Here is a 15,774-nt window from a genome sequence, read left to right on the forward strand (position 1 = left end):
CGTTGGCGACCTCCTCTCCCCTCGGGGAGAGGGTGGCCGTAGCGAAGCGGAGGTCGGGTGAGGGGGGAACTACTTCCCCTTCCACACCGGGTCGCGCTTTTCGGCAAAGGCGCGAAAGCCCTCGAGATTGTCCTCCGAGCCGTAGAGTGCGTCAACCGCCGGTAATTGGCGGCGCGTCACCCTGTTCATCGCGTCCTGGAACGTGAGCGATTCGGCCACCCGCGCCGTCTCCTTGATGGCGGCAAAGACCAGCGGCGGGCCGCCGGCGAGCAGCCGGGCGATCTCCCAGACGCGGTCCTCGAGTCTGTTCTTGGGCAGCACCTCGTTGACCAGACCCCAGCGATGCGCTTCTGCGACATCCATCCAGCGGCCGGTGAGCAAAAGGTCCATGGCGACGTGATAGGGGATGCGCTTCGGCAGCTTGATCGTTGCCGCATCGGCCAGCGTGCCGGCGCGGATTTCGGGCAGCGCGAAAGAGGAGTGATCCGATGCATAAATGAGGTCGCAGGACAGCGCCAGCTCGAAGCCGCCGCCGACCGCCATGCCGTTGACGCAGGCGATCACCGGCTTGTTGAGGTCGCGCAATTCCTGCAACCCGCCGAACCCGCCGACGCCATAGTCGCCGTCGACCGCATCGCCGCCGGCCGCTGCCTTCAGGTCCCAGCCGGCGCAGAAGAACTTGTCGCCGGCAGTCTTGACGATGGCGACCCGCAGATCCGGATCGTCGCGGAACGCCTTGAATGTCTCGCCCATCAGGCGCGACGTCTTCAGGTCGATGGCATTGGCCTTGGGCCGGTCGAGCGTGACTTCGAGGATAGTGCCCTCGCGGCGGGTTGAAATGACGTCAGACATTCTTTTTCTCTCCCAGCACCAGCAGCGCGTCGGCGATCCAGGCGCCCTTGTCCTCGGTGCAGACGATCAGCGGGTTGATGTCGAGCTCCTCGATCTCGCCGGCATTTTGCTGCACGAAAGCGGCAATGCCTGCGATCGCATTGATGGCCGCCACAATGTCGGCTCTCGGCCGGCCGCGATAGCCTTCGAGCAGCGGGAACAGTTTGAGCCCGCGCAATGCGGCCTCGATGTCGTCGCGCGTCGCCGGCAGCATCAGCGTGACGCTGTCGCGCAACAGCTCGACCAGCACGCCACCGGTGCCGAGCGTCATCACCGCGCCGAACATCGGGTCGCGGGTGAAGCCGACGAGCAGTTCGGCGACGCCGTCGCGCACCATGCGCTCGACATAAAGACCGGTACCGAGCGGGCCGAGATCATGGGCGGCGGTGCTGACGGATTCGGCATCCCTGAGGTTGAGCCGCACCGCGCCAAGTTCGGATTTGTGGGTGACACCCAAGGCCTTCAGTGCCACCGGGAAGCCGAGCGCCATCGAGGAGATCACCGCCTCGACCGCATTGCCGGCGCGCTCGCCCTTCGGCACCGGAAGCCCAGCCTCGATGAGCCGCGCTTTCGCCTCGGCCTCATCAGGCGTGACATGGTCGCCGGCCGGCGCGCCGGAAGCCGAAGTGTCGATCGGCTGCGCCTGCGGCTCGCGCCATGCCCAGCCGGTAAAGGCTGCCGCCTGGGCGGCGTCCATTGCCTCGGATATGCCGAACAGCGGCACCATGCCTCGCGCCATCAGCCCGGCAGTGTATTCCTCGGGCAGGTTCTCAGGCAGCGACGACACGATCGCGCCTTGCGCGCTGTTGGTCTTCAGCGCCGATTCGAAGGCGCGCAGCGTCGCCCACCAGTCGGTGTCGGAACAGCGGTCGGGGCGTGGAAAGTCGAGCACCAGCATGTTGAGGTCGAAGCCGCCCGACACCATGGCGGTGAAGGTGGCGGTCATCGCCGGCTCGTTGTTCCAGATGAAGGTGTGGTAGTCGAGCGGGTTGGCCACCGCGACCAGCGGCCCGAGCGTCGATTTGACCTGCGTGCGGTGCTCGGGGGTGAGTGGCGGAAATCTCACCCAGCGGCCTTCTGCGCTGTCGGCCATGACCGACGCCTCGCCGCCCGAACAGCTCATCGACGACAGCCGGTAGCCGGGCAGGGGACCGGTGACGTGCAGTAGCTTGAGCGCCTCGATGAAGGCGGGAATCGAATCGATCCGGGCGATGCCGAGCCGCTTCAGGAAGGCGCCAGACGCCGCGTCGGAGCCGGCCAGCGACGCGGTATGCGAAACGGTCGCTTGCCGCGCCTGCTCGGAGCGGCCGACCTTCATGGCGATGATAGGCTTCTTCAGCTCGCGCGCCCGTGCCGCCAGCCTTTCGAAGCCGGCTACCGAATCGAAGGCCTCGATATGCAGGCCGAGCGCGGTGACGCGGTCGTCCTCGATCAGGCCGAGCGCCATTTCGGAAAGCCCGGTCTGCGCCTGGTTGCCGGCGGTCATCAGAAAGGCGATCGGCAGGCCGCGCCTCTGCATCGTCATGTTGATGGCGATGTTCGATGACTGGGTGATGATGGCAACGCCGCGGCCGCCCTCGGCGAGCCTGATGCCGCCATGCTGGTCGGGCCACAAAAGCGCGCCGTCGGCGTAATTGATCAGGCCGTAGCAGTTCGGCCCGATGATCGGCATCCGGCCGGCCGCGGCGACCAGCTCGGCCTGCAGCCGCTCACCATCCTCGTCATAGGCCTCGGTTTCGAGGAAGCCGGCGGCAAAGCAGACGGCGCCGCCGGCGCCTCGCTCGGCCAGTGCCTTGACCACTTCGATGGTCAAATGCCGGTTGACGCCGACAAAAGCGGCGTCCGGCGCACCGGGCAGATCGGCCACCGAGCGATAGGCCTTGCGGCCGGCGACCTCATCCTTGGTAGGGTGCACCGGCCAGATCTCGCCGGCAAAGCCCATTTTGATCGATTGTGCGACGACGGCAGCAGCCTGCGCGCCACCGAAGACGGCGATCGATTTGGGCCGCAGAAGACGTTCAAGTCTATGCATTGTCATCTTTTCGTCTGAGCATGATCTTTTTCCGGATTCCACTTTTTGGGATCATGCTTTAGGCCCCGAACGGGCGCAGCAGCGCCCGCGAGATGATGTGGCGCTGGATTTCCGAAGTGCCCTCCCAGATGCGCTCGACGCGGGCATCGCGCCAGATGCGCTCCAGCGGGAGGTCGTCCATCAGCCCCATGCCGCCATGGATCTGAATCGCCTCGTCGGCGACAAAGGCAAGCATTTCGGTGGCCTTCAGCTTGGCCATGGCCATGTCCTGATCGGTGACGGTGCCCTGATCGTACTTCCAGCCGGCTTCGAACACCATCAGGTCGGCGGCTTTCAGCTCGGTCGCCATGTCGGCGAGCTTGAACGACACGCCCTGGAACTTGCCGATCGGCTGGCCGAATTGCTGGCGCTGCGCGGCGTATTCGACGGCGTGGCCAAGCGCCCGCTCGGCGCGGCCGAGGCAGGTGGCGCCGACCTGCAGGCGCGTCGCGCCGAGCCATGAGTTGGCGACGTCGAAGCCCTTGTGAACCTCGCCGAGCACCTGACCTGCCGGCAGCCGGCAATCGTCGAATTCGAGGATGGCATTGGTGTAGCCGCGATGCGAGACATTGCGGTAGCCATCACGCACCGTGAAACCCTTGGTGCCCTTGTCGACAAAGAAGGCGGTGATCTTCTTGCGCTTGCCGCGCGGCGACTCCTCTTCGCCCGAGGCCATGAAGACGATGGCGAAATCGGCAAGGTCGGCATGGCTGATGAAGTGCTTGGTGCCGTTCAGCACCCAGTCGTCGCCGTCCTGCACGGCGGTTGCCTTCATGCCGCGCAAATCGGAGCCGGCACCCGGCTCGGTCATCGCCAGGCAATCCCATTTTTCGCCGCGAATGCAGGGAAACAGATACTTTTCGCGCTGCTCCGGCGTGCCGGCAAGAAGGATGTTGGAAGGCCGCGCCACGCAGGTCCAATGCAGCGCGTAATTGGCGCGGCCGAGTTCCTTTTCGTAAAGCAGCCAGGTCACCGTATCGAGCCCGGCGCCGCCGACTTCCGCCGGCATGTTGGCGGCATAGAGCCCGGCTTCGATCGCCTTGGCCTTGATCTCCTCGATCAGCTCGCGGCGCAGCACGCCGGTACGCTCGACCTCGCGCTCATGCGGGTAGAGCTCGTTCTCGACGAAGGCGCGCGTCGTCTCGATGATGAGCTTCTGTTCCTCCGAAAGACCAAAATCCATGGTCTCAGCCTTTCTTCTTTTTCTTCGGCATTTCAGCTTTGGCCTTCACCGGCTTGCTCGCCTTGGCCTTTGCGGCCGCCTTGGAGGCGGTGGGCTTCTTCGCCGCAAGCTTGGCCAGCTGCTTGGTATAGTCCTTGTGCAAGGCACCGGCGCCCCAGCCCTTGCCTTTGTTCTGCTTCGACAGCGCCTCCATGATGGCGACCAGATTGTCGTCGCGGATCTTTTCGAGCTCGCGGATCGACAGACCGTGCGCCTGGTCGTCGGACTGCGTGGCGATCAGCTCGACCAGTTCGTCATTGAACTCCGGCACATCCATCAGCTTGGTCCATGGCCATTTCAGGCACGGGCCGAACTGCGCCATGAAGTGGCGCATGCCGGCCTCGCCGCCGGCGACGCGATAGACCTGGAACATGCCCATCTGCGCCCAGCGCAGGCCGAAGCCATAGCGCATGATGTCGTCGAGCTCCTCGACTGTGCAGATGCCGTCCTTGACCAGCCAAAGCGCCTCGCGCCATGCGGCTTCGAGAAGGCGGTCGCCGACGAAGGCTTCGATCTCCTTGCGGATCACCACCGGCTTCATGCCGATCGAGGCATACATCTCCTTGGCGACTTCGATCGCCTCGGGAAAGGTCTGTTCGCCGCCGACAATCTCGACCAGCGGCAGCAGGTAGACCGGATTGAATGGATGGCCGACGACCAGCCGCTCTGGGTGCTTCTTCATCGCCACCTGCATGTCGGTCGGCTTGATGCCGGAAGTCGAGGAGCCGACAATGGCGTTAGCCGGCGCATAAAGGTCGATCTCGGCCAGCACGCGGTGCTTGAGGTCGAGCCGCTCCGGAACGCTTTCCTGGACGAAATCGGCGTCGGCGACAGCGTCGGCGATGGTCTTGGCGAAGGTCAGTCTGCCTTCTTTTGGCAGGCCGTCGGGCAGCATCTGCTTATAGGCGCGGCGCGCGCCTTTCATCACCTCGCCGACCTTGCGCGAGGCTTCGGGGTCCGGATCGAAGATCGACACGTCGATGCCGTTCAACAGCAGCCGCGCCACCCAGCCGGCGCCGATCACGCCGCCGCCGATGGCGGCCGCTTTGTTGATGATGCTCATGCGGAGGCTCCGGTTCTTGTTCTGGCGGTTGCGGGATTGACGGAGGGCCGGAAGGCGGACTCCCCGCCATCGCCGGCCTTCATGGTTGTGAATTTCACGGTGGTCATCGGCGGCTCCTCCCAACCGATTTCCCTGCTCAAAGCGGTGCGCGCTTCGTCAGGTTCAGCTTCTTGCGCACTTCGTCCGGGCCGATGACCCTGGCGCCCATATTCGACACGATGCTGACCGCCCGCTCGACCAGCTGCGCATTGGTCGCCAGCACGCCTTTGTCGAGCCAGAGATTGTCCTCCAGCCCGACGCGGACATTGCCGCCGGCCAGCACCGCAGCCGCGACATAGGCCATCTGGTTGCGGCCGATGGCAAAGGCCGACCAGTTCCAGGTCGGCGGCACATTGTTGACCATCGCCATGAAGGTATTGAGGTCGTCCGGCGCCCCCCACGGTACGCCCATGCACAATTGCACCAATGCGTCCGGCTTCAGCACTTCTTCCTCGACCAATTGCTTGGCGAACCACAGATGCCCGGTGTCGAAGGCCTCGATCTCCGGCTTGACGCCGAGCGCCGTCATCATGCCACCCATGGCGCGCAGCATGCCGGGTGTGTTGGTCATCACATAATCGGCTTCGGCGAAGTTCATGGTGCCGCAGTCGAGCGTGCAGATTTCCGGCAGGCACTGGCGCACATGTTCCACGCGGTCGGTCGCGCCGCCCATATCGGTGCCTTTTTCGTTCAGCGGCAGCGGGTTCTCCGGCGAGCCGAACACCATGTCGCCGCCCATGCCGGCAGTCAGGTTCAGCACCACGTCGACATCCGCCGCGCGGATGCGCTCGGTTACCTCGCGATAGAGATGCACGTCGCGGCGCGGCTTGCCGGTCTTGGGATCGCGCACGTGGCAGTGCACGATCGCCGCACCTGCCTTTGCCGCCTCGATGGCCGAATCGGCGATCTGCTTGGGCGAGCGCGGCACATGCGGGCTGCGGTCCTGCGAACTGCCGGACCCGGTCACGGCACAGGTAATGAAAACCTCACGGTTCATCGCTAACGGCATCGGACTCTCTCCCAATAGAACGTAGGGCAAGAATGCCTGACTTGCCGGAAACTGTTTTGCGTTTTACGAAGATCATGTGATCAAAAACGAAAAACCGACGATCTTTCGTGCCGAACGTTTGCCGCTCAAGGTGACGCTGCTGGTGTTCTCCGGCTCGTCGATCATGTGCGTCGCGTCGGCCATCGATCCGTTGCGCGCCGCTAACCGCGTCGCTGGCGAGACCCTGTTCGATTTCAGGCTGGTCTCGGTGACGGGCGAAGCGCCGGTCACCACATGCGGCCTGCCGGTGGCGGTCAGCGGCCGCTTCGATGCGGCTGAGACAACCGACATGCTGGTCGTCGTCGCCGGCTTCGGCACGCAGAACTATGCCACGTCAGCCTTGCTGTCGGGACTGCGCCGTGCGGCGCGCGCGGCACGCGCCTGCGGCGGCGTCGAGGCCGGCACATGGCTGGTGGCGCGCGCCGGCCTGCTCGAAGGCCGCAGCGCCACCACCCACTGGGAGGACATGGAGGATTTTTCGTCGGCCTTTCCCGGTGTCGACGTGCGCCCCGATCGCTACGTCATCGACGGGCCTGTGTTCACCTCCGGCGGCGCCTCGCCGACCTTCGACCTGATGCTGCATCTGATCCGCACGCGGCTCGGCATGGCCGTGGCGCTCGATGTCGCGAGCGTCTTCATCTACGACCAGGCGCGCGCCGCGACCGACGCGCAGCCGCTGGTCTCGCTCGGCCGCCTTGACGGCTACGATCCGCGGTTGGCGCAAGCCATCCGGCTGATGGAAGCGCATGTCGACCAGCCGCTGACCATCGCCGCCGTGGCAAAGCGGGCCGGGGTGACGGCACGGACGCTGGAAAGCATCTTTCGCAAGTCGATCGGCGAAACGCCCGGCGCCTATTACCTCAGGCTGCGCCTCGGCGCCGCGCGCCGGCTGGTCGTCGATACGCGCATCGCCATGGCGGACATTGCCGGGCGAACGGGGTTTTCGTCCGCCGCGGCATTTTCCAGAGCGTTTTCAAGAGCGTTCGGCGAAGCGCCGGTCAGGCTGCGTCGAGGATAATGCATGTCGCCCAAAAGTGCGTAGCGGTTTTGGGATAACGACATGCATAGACAAAGGTGGATCAGGCAGCGTCCTGGCGGTCGCTGTTGCCGTCGATCTGCGAGCGCATTTGCCTCGCAAGATGGGTCTCAAAGCGGCTGGCGACCGCGCGATCCCATTCGTTCGCACTCCGCGCACCATGCTTCGGGTGCGGCAGCGCCATCAGCCGGTCGATGATCGATCCGGCTTCGCCAGATGAGAGCAGGGCGTCGATTTCGCGTTCGTGCTGCATATCGTTTCGCCTCCTTCTTCTGTTCCCGCCACGAACCACACTATACGAGATTCGTGACGGCTGTTTGAAGGCAAGAGCGAGGCGATTGAGGGGCGATGCTGGGCAAAGTTTTGTCCGCCGCCGCCCATCTTGGGCACGATCTTTCCGGCAAGTCAGGCGGTGCTTCAGCCAAGCCGCGTGGACAGTTCGACGTCCTCCCCGAACGGCGTGGACATGTAGCCACTCCCGGTCGAGCGCACCCGCTCGAGGTATTCTGGGCAAAGATCGGCGTTATCGGCAACGACGAAGGCGCCTGGCCTGAGGCGGCTTTCAACCAGTCTCAAGATCTCGGGATAGAGCGCTTTGGCGCCGTCGAGCAGAAGCAGGTCGACCGTTTCGGGAAGATCGACGCTAAGCGTCTGCAGGGCGTCCCCCTCTCGGATCTCCACCAGGTCGATGAGATCGCCAGCTGTCAGATTGTTCCGCGCGCGCGCCACCTTGGATGGCTCGAACTCGCTGGTGATCAGGCGGCCGCCGCCATTGTCCCGCAAGGCTGCGGCGAGATGCAGGGTCGAGATGCCGAACGAGGTTCCAAATTCGACGATCGTACGTGCGCCGCTGCTTCGTGCCAGCATGTAGAGCAGCGTGCCCGTCTCTCGCGAAACGGGAAGCCAGAGATCCTTTAGCTGTCCATAGAAATCGAGGTATTCGGTCTTGCTCCGAACCAGGCGCATCCGCTCTTCGGCGGAGAGCTCCGCCACCGCAGGGCTCGTTGCCGCAGCGGCTTCCTCGAACAGGCGATCCAGCAGGGGCGCGAGCGGCGTTGTCGTCAGTGTAGTCATATCGGTCTCCAGTCAGAATTGAATGCGTTCTTGCGCGGCGCTCAAAATACGACTAATCATTCGCGTTTGCTAATCGCATTGGCACGCCCCTCCATGAGCGATCACCGAAGTCCCCGGATTTCCTCGCGAAAACAGCCCAAGCAGGCCCGCTCGGCGGAGCTCGTCGCTGCGATTTTGGAGGCTGCTGTTCAGGTTTTGGCGAGGGAAGGCGCGCAGCGCTTCACCACGGCGCGGGTGGCCGAGAAGGCCGGTATCAGCATCGGATCGCTGTATCAGTATTTTCCGAACAAGGCGGCGATCCTGTTCCGGCTCCAGAGCGACGAATGGCGGCAGACGACCGAGCTGCTGCGCCTCATCCTCGAGGATATTAGGAAACCGCCGCTCGAGCGGCTGCGCGCCCTTGTCCGCACCTTCCTCCGCTCGGAGTGTGACGAGGCCGCGGTACGTGTGGCGCTCGACGACGCCGCACCCCTTTACCGCGACGCGCCTGAGGCGCAGGCGGCAAGGGCGTCCGGAGACCGCATCATCCGGGTCTTCATGGAGGAGGCGCTGCCCAAGGCCTCGGAAGTGACTCGCGAATTGGCCGGCGACCTGGTCATGACGACGCTCAGCACGGTCGGGAAGCAGTTCTCGGAGGCACCTCGAACCGCCACGGAGATCGAAGCCTACGCCGACGCCATGGCCGACATGTTCTGCGCCTACCTGAGAGGCCTCGATCACGGCCAGGACAAGCGCTAGACCCGGTCAGCGGACAGGCCGCGCGCATTCGCACGGGGCAAACCTTGTCGTCGGTCTCAGCCCTGCTGAAAGCCGTCTTTAGCCAGCGGCCGCTGAACAATGCGGCCGTGAAAACGGTACGCCTTAGACGTATCGATTGACGATATTTTCGAGCAGTTCCTGGCGGCCGGACCTGGGCTGCGGCTCGATCTCCTCCTTGATGACGCGCTCAGCGATCTCCTCCAGCGTACGCTTGCCGGCAAGCATCGCCTTGGCCTCGGCCGAATTCCAGCCGGCATAGCGCTCGGCGAGCGGGGCGGACAGCGCCTTGTCCTCAATCATGCGTGCCGCTGCCTTGAGGCCTCGAGCGCAGCAATCCATGCCGCCGATGTGCCCAATCAGCAGATCCTGCGGATCGAGCGACTGGCGCCTGAGCTTGGCGTCGAAATTGGTGCCGCCGGTCTTGAAGCCGCCAGCCTGCAGCACGTGATAGTAGGCCAGTGCCATTTCCGGTACATTGTTGGGGAACTGGTCGGTGTCCCAGCCCGACTGGTAGTCGTTGCGGTTCATGTCGATCGAGCCGAAGACGCCCAGCGCGTTGGCGAGTGCCAATTCATGCTCGAACGAATGGCCGGCCAGGATCGCATGGCCCTGCTCGATGTTGAGCTTCACCTCATTCTCCAGTCCGAAACGCTTGAGGAAGCCATAGACGGTGGCGACGTCGTAATCGTACTGGTGCTTGGTCGGCTCTTGCGGCTTCGGCTCAATCAGGATGGTGCCTTCGAAGCCGATCCTGTGCTTGTAGTCGACGACCAGATTGAGGAAGCGGCCTGCCTGCTCCTGCTCGCGGGCAAGGTCGGTGTTGAGCAGCGTCTCATAGCCCTCGCGGCCGCCCCACAGCACGTAGTTCTCGCCGTTCAGCCGCTTGGTGACGTCGATGCAGTGTTTCACCGTCGCCGCCGAATAGGCAAAGACGTCCGGATCGGGATTGGTGGCGGCGCCCGACATGAAGCGGCGGTTGGAGAACAGGTTCGCAGTCCCCCACAACAGCTTGACGCCGGTCTGCTTCATCTTTCCGGCAAAATAATCGGCGATCTCGTCGAGCCGCGCCGCACTTTCGGAAAAGTCGCGGCCCTCCGGCCGCACATCGGCATCGTGGAAGCAGAAATAAGGCGCACCCAGCAGCGAAAACATCTCGAAGGCGACGTCGGCCTTGAGCTTGGCCAGCTCCATCGTGTCGGTACCGCCGGCCTTGGGGAACCATGGCCGGTCGAACGTCTGGCCGCCGAACAGATCGCCGCCCGGCCAGGCAAAGGAATGCCAATAGGCGACGGCAAAGCGCAGATGGTCTTCCAGCCGCTTGCCGACGACAATCTCGTCGGGATTGTAGAACCGGTAGGCCAGCGGATTGGTCGAATCCGGTCCCTCATATTTGATCTGTTGGATGTCGCCGAAAAAACCGCTGGTCATGTTCTCTTCCTCTCGCATGGTTCTGCCTGATTACCTCAGGCGTAATTGGTTTCGCGCTTACGCTGGTCGAAAAGGCTCGTGTCAAAGCCACCCAACGAAGGAGACAGACCATGACCGACCTCAACACCATTGCCGAAAACTACATCACCGCCTGGAACGAGAGCGACGCCGCGCGCATGCAAGCCTTGCTCAAGGCGACCTTCACCGAAGACGTCAGCTACCGCGATCCGATCATGCAGGGCGACGGCCATGACGGCATTGCCGCGCTGATCGACGGCGTGCAGCAGCGCTTTGCCGGCTTTAGGTTCTCGCTGAAAGGCAAGCCGGACGGCTTCGCCGATACCATCCGCTTTTCGTGGAATCTTGGGCCGGACGGCATCGAATCCGTCATCGAAGGCACGGATATCGGCGTCATCGAAAATGGCCGGCTGAAAAGCGTCACCGGCTTTCTCGACAAAGTGCCGGCATAGTGAGGCCTTCTCGGCAGGCCGCGGCGAGGGCGGGAAACCGTTCACGCCGTGGCGCCTCTGATCGCCGGATAAAGCTGGCGATAGCGCTGATAGGCTTGCGCATAGGCGTCGCCGAGGGCGGCGACCGGCTCGACCGTGGCGTCGGTCGCCGGCGCCGCGCAGACGGCGCGCGGATCGGCACCGGTCGCCGCGATCAGGCCAAGTCGGGCCGCGCCAAAGGCAGCGCCGAAATCGCCGTCGGCTGGAATATCGACGGGCAGGCCAAGCGCCGTGGCGATTGCCTTCAGCCAATAGTGCGAGCGCGAGCCGCCGCCGATCGCCGTCACCCGGGTCAGCGTCGTGCCGGCTTTGGCCAGTGCTTCCAGACTGTCGCGGAAAGCGAAAGCGACGCCTTCGAGCACGGCCTGGGTCAGTGCCGCGCGGCCGGATTCATGGGCAAGCCCGGTAAACGCGCCACGAATGACGGAATCATTGTGAGGCGTCCGCTCGCCTGAGAGATAGGGCAGGAAGGAGACGCCGGTCGGCGCCTGCAGCGCGTTGCCGAGTTCGGTGGTCAGCTCGCCGGCGCCTTTGCCCGCGATTCCCGACAGCCAGTTCAGCGAATCGGTCGCCGACAGAATGACGCCCATCTGGTGCCAGGTACCGGGCAGCGCATGACAGAATGTGTGTACGGCGCTTTCCGGGTTGGGCAGATAGGACGCGTTGGCGGCAAAAAGCACGCCGGACGTGCCGAGGGAAACGAAGGCCTGGCCGGCGCCGACCGTGCCCATGCCGCAGGCCGAGGCCGCGTTGTCGCCGGCGCCGCCGGCGATCGGGATGCCTGATAGCATGCCCCATTTCGCAGCCAGTTCGCTGCGCAAGGCACCGGCCTTTGCCGTGCCTTCGACCAATGACGGCATCTGCCTTTCGTCGAGCGAGGTGGCGGCGAGCAGTTCGGCAGACCAGGCTCGTTTGCCGACATCGAGCCACGACGTGCCAGCCGAATCCGACATTTCCGAAATGTGCTCGCCGGAGAGCCAGAGCCGCAAAAAGTCCTTCGGCAGCAGGACCTTTGCCACTTTGGCGAAAACATCCGGTTCGTTGTTCTTGACCCAGGCGAGCTTTGGCGCGGTAAAGCCGGGAAAGACGATGTTGCCGGTCAGCTTGCGAAAACGGGGGTCGGCATCGAGTGCGGCAGCCTCGGCGTGGCTGCGTGTGTCGTTCCACAGGATGCAAGGGCGCAGCACCTGGTCGCCGGCATCGAGCAGAGTGGCGCCATGCATATGGCCGGAGAGGCCGATGCCTTTGACCGCCGCGAGCTCCTTCGTATGCGTGGACCGCAGTTCGGCGATCGCCGCTTCGCAGGCCCGGATCCAGTCTGCGGGATTCTGCTCCGACCAGCCGGGATGCGGGCGCGACACATCGAGCGGCGCATGGCCGGAACCGACGATGCTCTGCCTGGCATCGATCAGCAGCGCCTTGACGCCCGACGTGCCGAGATCGAGGCCGAGATACATGTTTCCTCCCACGTCCGTCATGCCTGGCGGCGACGGTCTTTTCCTTGCTCCCCGGCCCTGTCCTGCGACACGGTGGCGAAGATATCCCGGCAATCGTGCCGCCGGAAACGCCCTCCGGTCAACACGCGAAGATTTTTTCGACACTCGAAAAAATCTCGCCGGGGCAGTTTTTAAGGCAAGATTTAGCCTTGGTCAATTCGCCGCGGGATCGGTTGCGCGCCGCAAAAATAGTGCAGACAACGGGCTGTCCGGCCGCGCCAGGGCGCGTTCCGCCGCAAGCGCCCTCGCCAGCGCGCCATCGCCCGAACGCAATGTCGCCTCGACCAGCGTCAGGTCGATGACGTCGCGTTGTGCATGGCTGCCGCCGAAGCGATGGGCGATTGCCCGGATCGGCCGGATCAGGCGTATCGTCTCGGCATAATTGCCTTCGCCGAACGCCTTGATGGCGAGCGTCAAGGGATGGCCGACATCCCTGGTGAAACCCACGTTGTCGTCTTTGCCGCGCATCGCCTCGCGCTGCGCGTCGAGCAAGTTGCGGGCCGGCGCTTCGAGGCCGGCGCCGACAAACGCCATCATCGCGTGGGCGTCGTTGAAGGCATAGTTGCCGGCGCTGGCCTTGGGCACCCAATTGGCGGCGAGCGCCGTCCAGCGATCGCCGACGTCGACGCCGCCGAGATGCAGCCGCCACAGGATCGCCGAGGCATCGACCATGTTGAGCGCCAGCGTCGAGCGCTCGCCATAGATCGGCCCGTCATAGAGCGCCAGCACCTCGTCGGTCTCGCCGAGATCATAGTGGAACAGTGCCAGGTGCCACCAATTGTGGACTTGCAGGAAGCTTTCCCGCGTCCACGCTTCGGGATTGGCGCGCATCCACAATATGCCGTCCTTCTGCCGGCTCTGCATCTCCATGACATGGGCGACGGCGTGCTGGGCCCAGCCGTCGCGCGGCTCGAGATCGACCGCCGTGCGGCCAAGCTTTTCGGCGCGCGCATAGTCGCCCATTTCCTCCAGCCCGAAGGCCTGCATGCCGAGTATGGCATGGTAGCCCGGCATGCCGCTCTGCCAAGACGGCAGTGCACGGCCGATGCGGTCGCGCAGCATACGGGCGTTGCCGGTGAAGAAGTCGATCTGGTGGCCGGTCTGCAGCGCCAGCGCATCGAGCGGGAACTCGATGGCGATATCCTCGAGCAGGCGAGCGGCTTCGTGCCAGCGTCCTTCTGCAAGGTGGCCAAGTGCGGCGACATGCGCCTGCTCGCGCGCCGTTGCCGGTAACGGCAGCGCTGCCTCGTGACATGCCTTGGCCACCGCCGTCGCGTCACGCTCGGTGGCGAGGCCGAACAGATAGCCCTTAAACACATGCGCCATGACGAAGCCGGGATCGTCGGCGATTGCCCGGTCAACGGAACTGACAGGATCGCCGATAAAGCACTGCAATTCGCGCACAGCCCGGCTGTAGGACGAAAGCCCGGCCTCCGTCGCGCCCGACAGCGTCAGGCCGAATGCGTCCCTTGCTGCCATGCCTTGTCCTCAGTTGCCCGATCGCATCGCCACTGTCGCGATGCCGGCGCCGACCAGCAGCGTGCCGCCGGTGCGGTTGAAGATGCGGATCGCCTTCGGATTGCGCACCACGGTGCGCGCCCTTGCGGCGATCAGCGCGTAACCGAAGGCATTGGCGAAGGCGAGCGCCAGGAAGGTCGTCTCAAAAATCAGCATCTGTGTCCAGAAATCCGCATGCCGGTCGAGGAACTGCGGCAGGAAGGCGACGAAGAAGGTGATGCTTTTCGGGTTGAGCGCCGTAACCAGCCAGGCATGCGCCATCATTTTCGCCGACGACACCGCATCGGTGCGCGGTTCGGCCCTGAGCGCACCGCCGGCGCGAAACAGCTTGATGCCGAGATAGATCAGATAGCCGGCGCCGATCACCTTCAGCACGGTGAATACGGTGGCCGACGCAGCCAGCAGCGCGCCGATGCCCAGCATCGACAATGTCATGGCGGTGAAGTCGCCGAGCGCCACGCCGACCGCCATCGGCAGCGCGGTACGCCAGCCCTGGCCGAGCGCATAGGACACCACCAGCAGAATGGTCGGGCCCGGAATGACCAGAAGGACTGCCGAGGCGGCGGCAAAGGCGGCCCAGTTTTCGAAGGACATTTTCTTCTCCTTGAGCTCAAAGATGAGGATAAATCCTTGGCCCGGCGAAGATGTAAAGAGGCAAAATCGAAAAAGCCCTCGTTAACGCCAGGCGGCCAGCCTTCACGCTTTTTCAACCATGATTGGTGAAAATGCCTGCTATTCGGCCGGACCGTGTTTCCCGCCGACAGCGTAGGGTTTGGGTAATATGCGTGAGTTGCCGCAAGGTCTGACGCCGCCGTACAATGGCGACGCAATCGAAACCGAAATACAACTTTCCCGCCGCACGGTGCTGTCCGGCGCCGGCGCGCTGGCACTGCTCGGCATCGCCGGCTGCAGCCAGACGCTGGATTTGCCGTCGCTCCAGCTCGACGACGTCGCCACCGGCTCGATCCGGCCGGTCCGCCCGAGCATCAGCGTCGACAAGAACATCACCAGCCCTGACGTGATGTACGCCGCGCTCACCGACGGCGGCTTCAACGTGCCGGAAGTGCCTTACCTCAAGGTCAAACCGGAATTCCGCCGCCAGATCGTCGTCGATCCGACCGGCGAGCAGCCCGGCACCATTGTCGTTCACTCGCAGGAACGGCTGCTCTATCTGGTGCAGCCCGGCGGCGAGGCGATCCGTTACGGCGTCGGCATCGGCAAGGACGGATTCCGCTGGTCCGGCCGCGCCAACATCCAGTACGGCAAGGAATGGCCGGTCTGGACCCCACCGCCCGAGATGATCGCCCGCAAGCCGGAACTGGTGAAGTGGCAAAGCGGACAGCCGGGCGGCCTCGACAATCCGCTCGGCGCGCGTGCCCTCTACATCTATCAGAACGGCAGCGACACCGGTTATCGCATCCACGGCTCGCCCGAATGGTGGAGCATCGGACAGGCGATGTCGTCGGGCTGCGTGCGCCTGATCAACCAGGACATCATCGACCTCTACAGCCGCGTCTCCAAGAAAAACCCGATCGTCGTCGTCTGAACGGCGGCTTCGCCTTCAGCGATCACTCTGCCGTTGCGCGATGCCGCAAGACAGGCGAATGTGCCTGCGATTTC

The 15,774-nt window shown here is 64.2% G+C and carries 15 protein-coding genes; 4 read left to right on the forward strand and 11 right to left on the reverse strand.

Annotated features, from left to right (window positions below):
• Window positions 1–69 precede the first annotated feature (69 nt).
• The 5 genes from NKJ94_RS00485 to bcoG all read right to left on the reverse strand — a co-directional run bounded on the left by NKJ94_RS00485 (window position 70) and on the right by bcoG (window position 6,295).
• Window positions 70–852 (reverse strand): carnitinyl-CoA dehydratase, encoded by a 783-nt coding sequence (locus NKJ94_RS00485; protein WP_352522449.1) that lies wholly within the window; start codon window positions 850–852, stop codon window positions 70–72.
• A complete protein-coding gene (locus NKJ94_RS00490; RefSeq protein ID WP_352522450.1) occupies window positions 845–2,923 on the reverse strand; it encodes an acetate--CoA ligase family protein in 2,079 nt (692 codons plus the stop codon). The genes NKJ94_RS00485 and NKJ94_RS00490 overlap by 8 nt, the downstream gene beginning before the upstream one ends.
• A 58-nt stretch (window positions 2,924–2,981) precedes the next feature.
• Window positions 2,982–4,145 (reverse strand): acyl-CoA dehydrogenase family protein, encoded by a 1,164-nt coding sequence (locus tag NKJ94_RS00495; protein WP_352522451.1) that lies wholly within the window; start codon window positions 4,143–4,145, stop codon window positions 2,982–2,984.
• A 4-nt stretch (window positions 4,146–4,149) separates the two neighbouring features.
• On the reverse strand, window positions 4,150–5,247 hold the full coding sequence (locus NKJ94_RS00500; RefSeq protein ID WP_352522452.1) for a carnitine 3-dehydrogenase: 1,098 nt from the start codon (window positions 5,245–5,247) through the stop codon (window positions 4,150–4,152).
• Between the two features lie 136 nt (window positions 5,248–5,383).
• A complete protein-coding gene (gene bcoG, locus NKJ94_RS00505) occupies window positions 5,384–6,295 on the reverse strand; it encodes a 3-dehydrocarnitine:acetyl-CoA trimethylamine transferase BcoG (RefSeq protein ID WP_352522453.1) in 912 nt (303 codons plus the stop codon).
• 76 nt (window positions 6,296–6,371) lie between these two features.
• Here bcoG and NKJ94_RS00510 point away from each other — a divergent pair, with 76 nt between their 5' ends.
• Window positions 6,372–7,352 carry a GlxA family transcriptional regulator gene (locus NKJ94_RS00510; RefSeq protein WP_352522454.1) on the forward strand — a complete coding sequence of 327 codons (981 nt, stop codon included), beginning with the start codon at window positions 6,372–6,374 and terminating at the stop codon, window positions 7,350–7,352.
• Between the two features lie 61 nt (window positions 7,353–7,413).
• On the opposite strand, the gene NKJ94_RS00515 is transcribed toward NKJ94_RS00510, so the two are convergent.
• Both NKJ94_RS00515 and NKJ94_RS00520 read right to left on the reverse strand, forming a co-directional pair.
• Window positions 7,414–7,623, reverse strand: a complete 210-nt coding sequence (locus NKJ94_RS00515; RefSeq protein WP_095484432.1) for a hypothetical protein — start codon at window positions 7,621–7,623, stop codon at window positions 7,414–7,416.
• 164 nt (window positions 7,624–7,787) lie between these two features.
• Window positions 7,788–8,444, reverse strand: coding sequence for an O-methyltransferase (locus NKJ94_RS00520; protein ID WP_352522455.1), 657 nt, complete (start codon window positions 8,442–8,444; stop codon window positions 7,788–7,790).
• 93 nt (window positions 8,445–8,537) lie between these two features.
• Here NKJ94_RS00520 and NKJ94_RS00525 point away from each other — a divergent pair, with 93 nt between their 5' ends.
• Complete coding sequence (locus NKJ94_RS00525) at window positions 8,538–9,182, forward strand: TetR/AcrR family transcriptional regulator (protein WP_352522456.1); 645 nt, start codon at window positions 8,538–8,540, stop codon at window positions 9,180–9,182.
• A 123-nt stretch (window positions 9,183–9,305) separates the two neighbouring features.
• Here NKJ94_RS00525 and xylA read toward each other — a convergent pair whose 3' ends face one another.
• Window positions 9,306–10,631: a xylose isomerase gene (gene xylA, locus NKJ94_RS00530; RefSeq protein ID WP_352522457.1), complete on the reverse strand. Its 1,326-nt coding sequence runs from the start codon at window positions 10,629–10,631 to the stop codon at window positions 9,306–9,308.
• Between the two features lie 110 nt (window positions 10,632–10,741).
• On the opposite strand from xylA, the gene NKJ94_RS00535 reads away from it, so the two are divergent.
• Window positions 10,742–11,101, forward strand: coding sequence for a nuclear transport factor 2 family protein (locus NKJ94_RS00535; RefSeq protein WP_352522458.1), 360 nt, complete (start codon window positions 10,742–10,744; stop codon window positions 11,099–11,101).
• A gap of 41 nt (window positions 11,102–11,142) precedes the next feature.
• On the opposite strand, the gene xylB is transcribed toward NKJ94_RS00535, so the two are convergent.
• The 3 genes from xylB to NKJ94_RS00550 form a co-directional block, all read right to left on the reverse strand.
• Window positions 11,143–12,597 carry a xylulokinase gene (xylB, locus tag NKJ94_RS00540; RefSeq protein ID WP_352522459.1) on the reverse strand — a complete coding sequence of 485 codons (1,455 nt, stop codon included), beginning with the start codon at window positions 12,595–12,597 and terminating at the stop codon, window positions 11,143–11,145.
• A 192-nt stretch (window positions 12,598–12,789) separates the two neighbouring features.
• The gene (locus tag NKJ94_RS00545; RefSeq protein WP_352522460.1) at window positions 12,790–14,115 is read right to left on the reverse strand and encodes a tetratricopeptide repeat protein; all 1,326 of its coding nucleotides are present in this window, start codon (window positions 14,113–14,115) and stop codon (window positions 12,790–12,792) included.
• A gap of 9 nt (window positions 14,116–14,124) precedes the next feature.
• Window positions 14,125–14,748, reverse strand: coding sequence for a LysE family translocator (locus NKJ94_RS00550; RefSeq protein ID WP_352522461.1), 624 nt, complete (start codon window positions 14,746–14,748; stop codon window positions 14,125–14,127).
• A 187-nt stretch (window positions 14,749–14,935) separates the two neighbouring features.
• Between NKJ94_RS00550 and NKJ94_RS00555 the strand changes: the two genes are divergently transcribed.
• Window positions 14,936–15,700, forward strand: a complete 765-nt coding sequence (locus tag NKJ94_RS00555; protein WP_352522462.1) for a L,D-transpeptidase — start codon at window positions 14,936–14,938, stop codon at window positions 15,698–15,700.
• The last annotated feature ends 74 nt before the right edge of the window (window positions 15,701–15,774 follow it).

Origin of the sequence: Mesorhizobium sp. M0060, from assembly GCF_040323155.1 — a bacterium.
Lineage (GTDB): Bacteria > Pseudomonadota > Alphaproteobacteria > Rhizobiales > Rhizobiaceae > Mesorhizobium.

Bases quoted from the DNA above. Each gene is read 5' to 3' on its own strand.
- NKJ94_RS00485 (WP_352522449.1), bottom strand. From the start codon at position 852: ATGTCTGACGTCATTTCAACCCGCCGCGAGGGCACTATCCTCGAAGTC.
- NKJ94_RS00490 (WP_352522450.1), bottom strand. From the start codon at position 2,923: ATGCATAGACTTGAACGTCTTCTGCGGCCCAAATCGATCGCCGTCTTC.
- NKJ94_RS00495 (WP_352522451.1), bottom strand. From the start codon at position 4,145: ATGGATTTTGGTCTTTCGGAGGAACAGAAGCTCATCATCGAGACGACG.
- NKJ94_RS00500 (WP_352522452.1), bottom strand. From the start codon at position 5,247: ATGAGCATCATCAACAAAGCGGCCGCCATCGGCGGCGGCGTGATCGGC.
- bcoG (WP_352522453.1), bottom strand. From the start codon at position 6,295: ATGCCGTTAGCGATGAACCGTGAGGTTTTCATTACCTGTGCCGTGACC.
- NKJ94_RS00515 (WP_095484432.1), bottom strand. From the start codon at position 7,623: ATGCAGCACGAACGCGAAATCGACGCCCTGCTCTCATCTGGCGAAGCC.
- NKJ94_RS00520 (WP_352522455.1), bottom strand. From the start codon at position 8,444: ATGACTACACTGACGACAACGCCGCTCGCGCCCCTGCTGGATCGCCTG.
- NKJ94_RS00525 (WP_352522456.1), top strand. From the start codon at position 8,538: ATGAGCGATCACCGAAGTCCCCGGATTTCCTCGCGAAAACAGCCCAAG.
- xylA (WP_352522457.1), bottom strand. From the start codon at position 10,631: ATGACCAGCGGTTTTTTCGGCGACATCCAACAGATCAAATATGAGGGA.
- NKJ94_RS00535 (WP_352522458.1), top strand. From the start codon at position 10,742: ATGACCGACCTCAACACCATTGCCGAAAACTACATCACCGCCTGGAAC.
- xylB (WP_352522459.1), bottom strand. From the start codon at position 12,597: ATGTATCTCGGCCTCGATCTCGGCACGTCGGGCGTCAAGGCGCTGCTG.
- NKJ94_RS00545 (WP_352522460.1), bottom strand. From the start codon at position 14,115: ATGGCAGCAAGGGACGCATTCGGCCTGACGCTGTCGGGCGCGACGGAG.
- NKJ94_RS00550 (WP_352522461.1), bottom strand. From the start codon at position 14,748: ATGTCCTTCGAAAACTGGGCCGCCTTTGCCGCCGCCTCGGCAGTCCTT.
- NKJ94_RS00555 (WP_352522462.1), top strand. From the start codon at position 14,936: ATGCGTGAGTTGCCGCAAGGTCTGACGCCGCCGTACAATGGCGACGCA.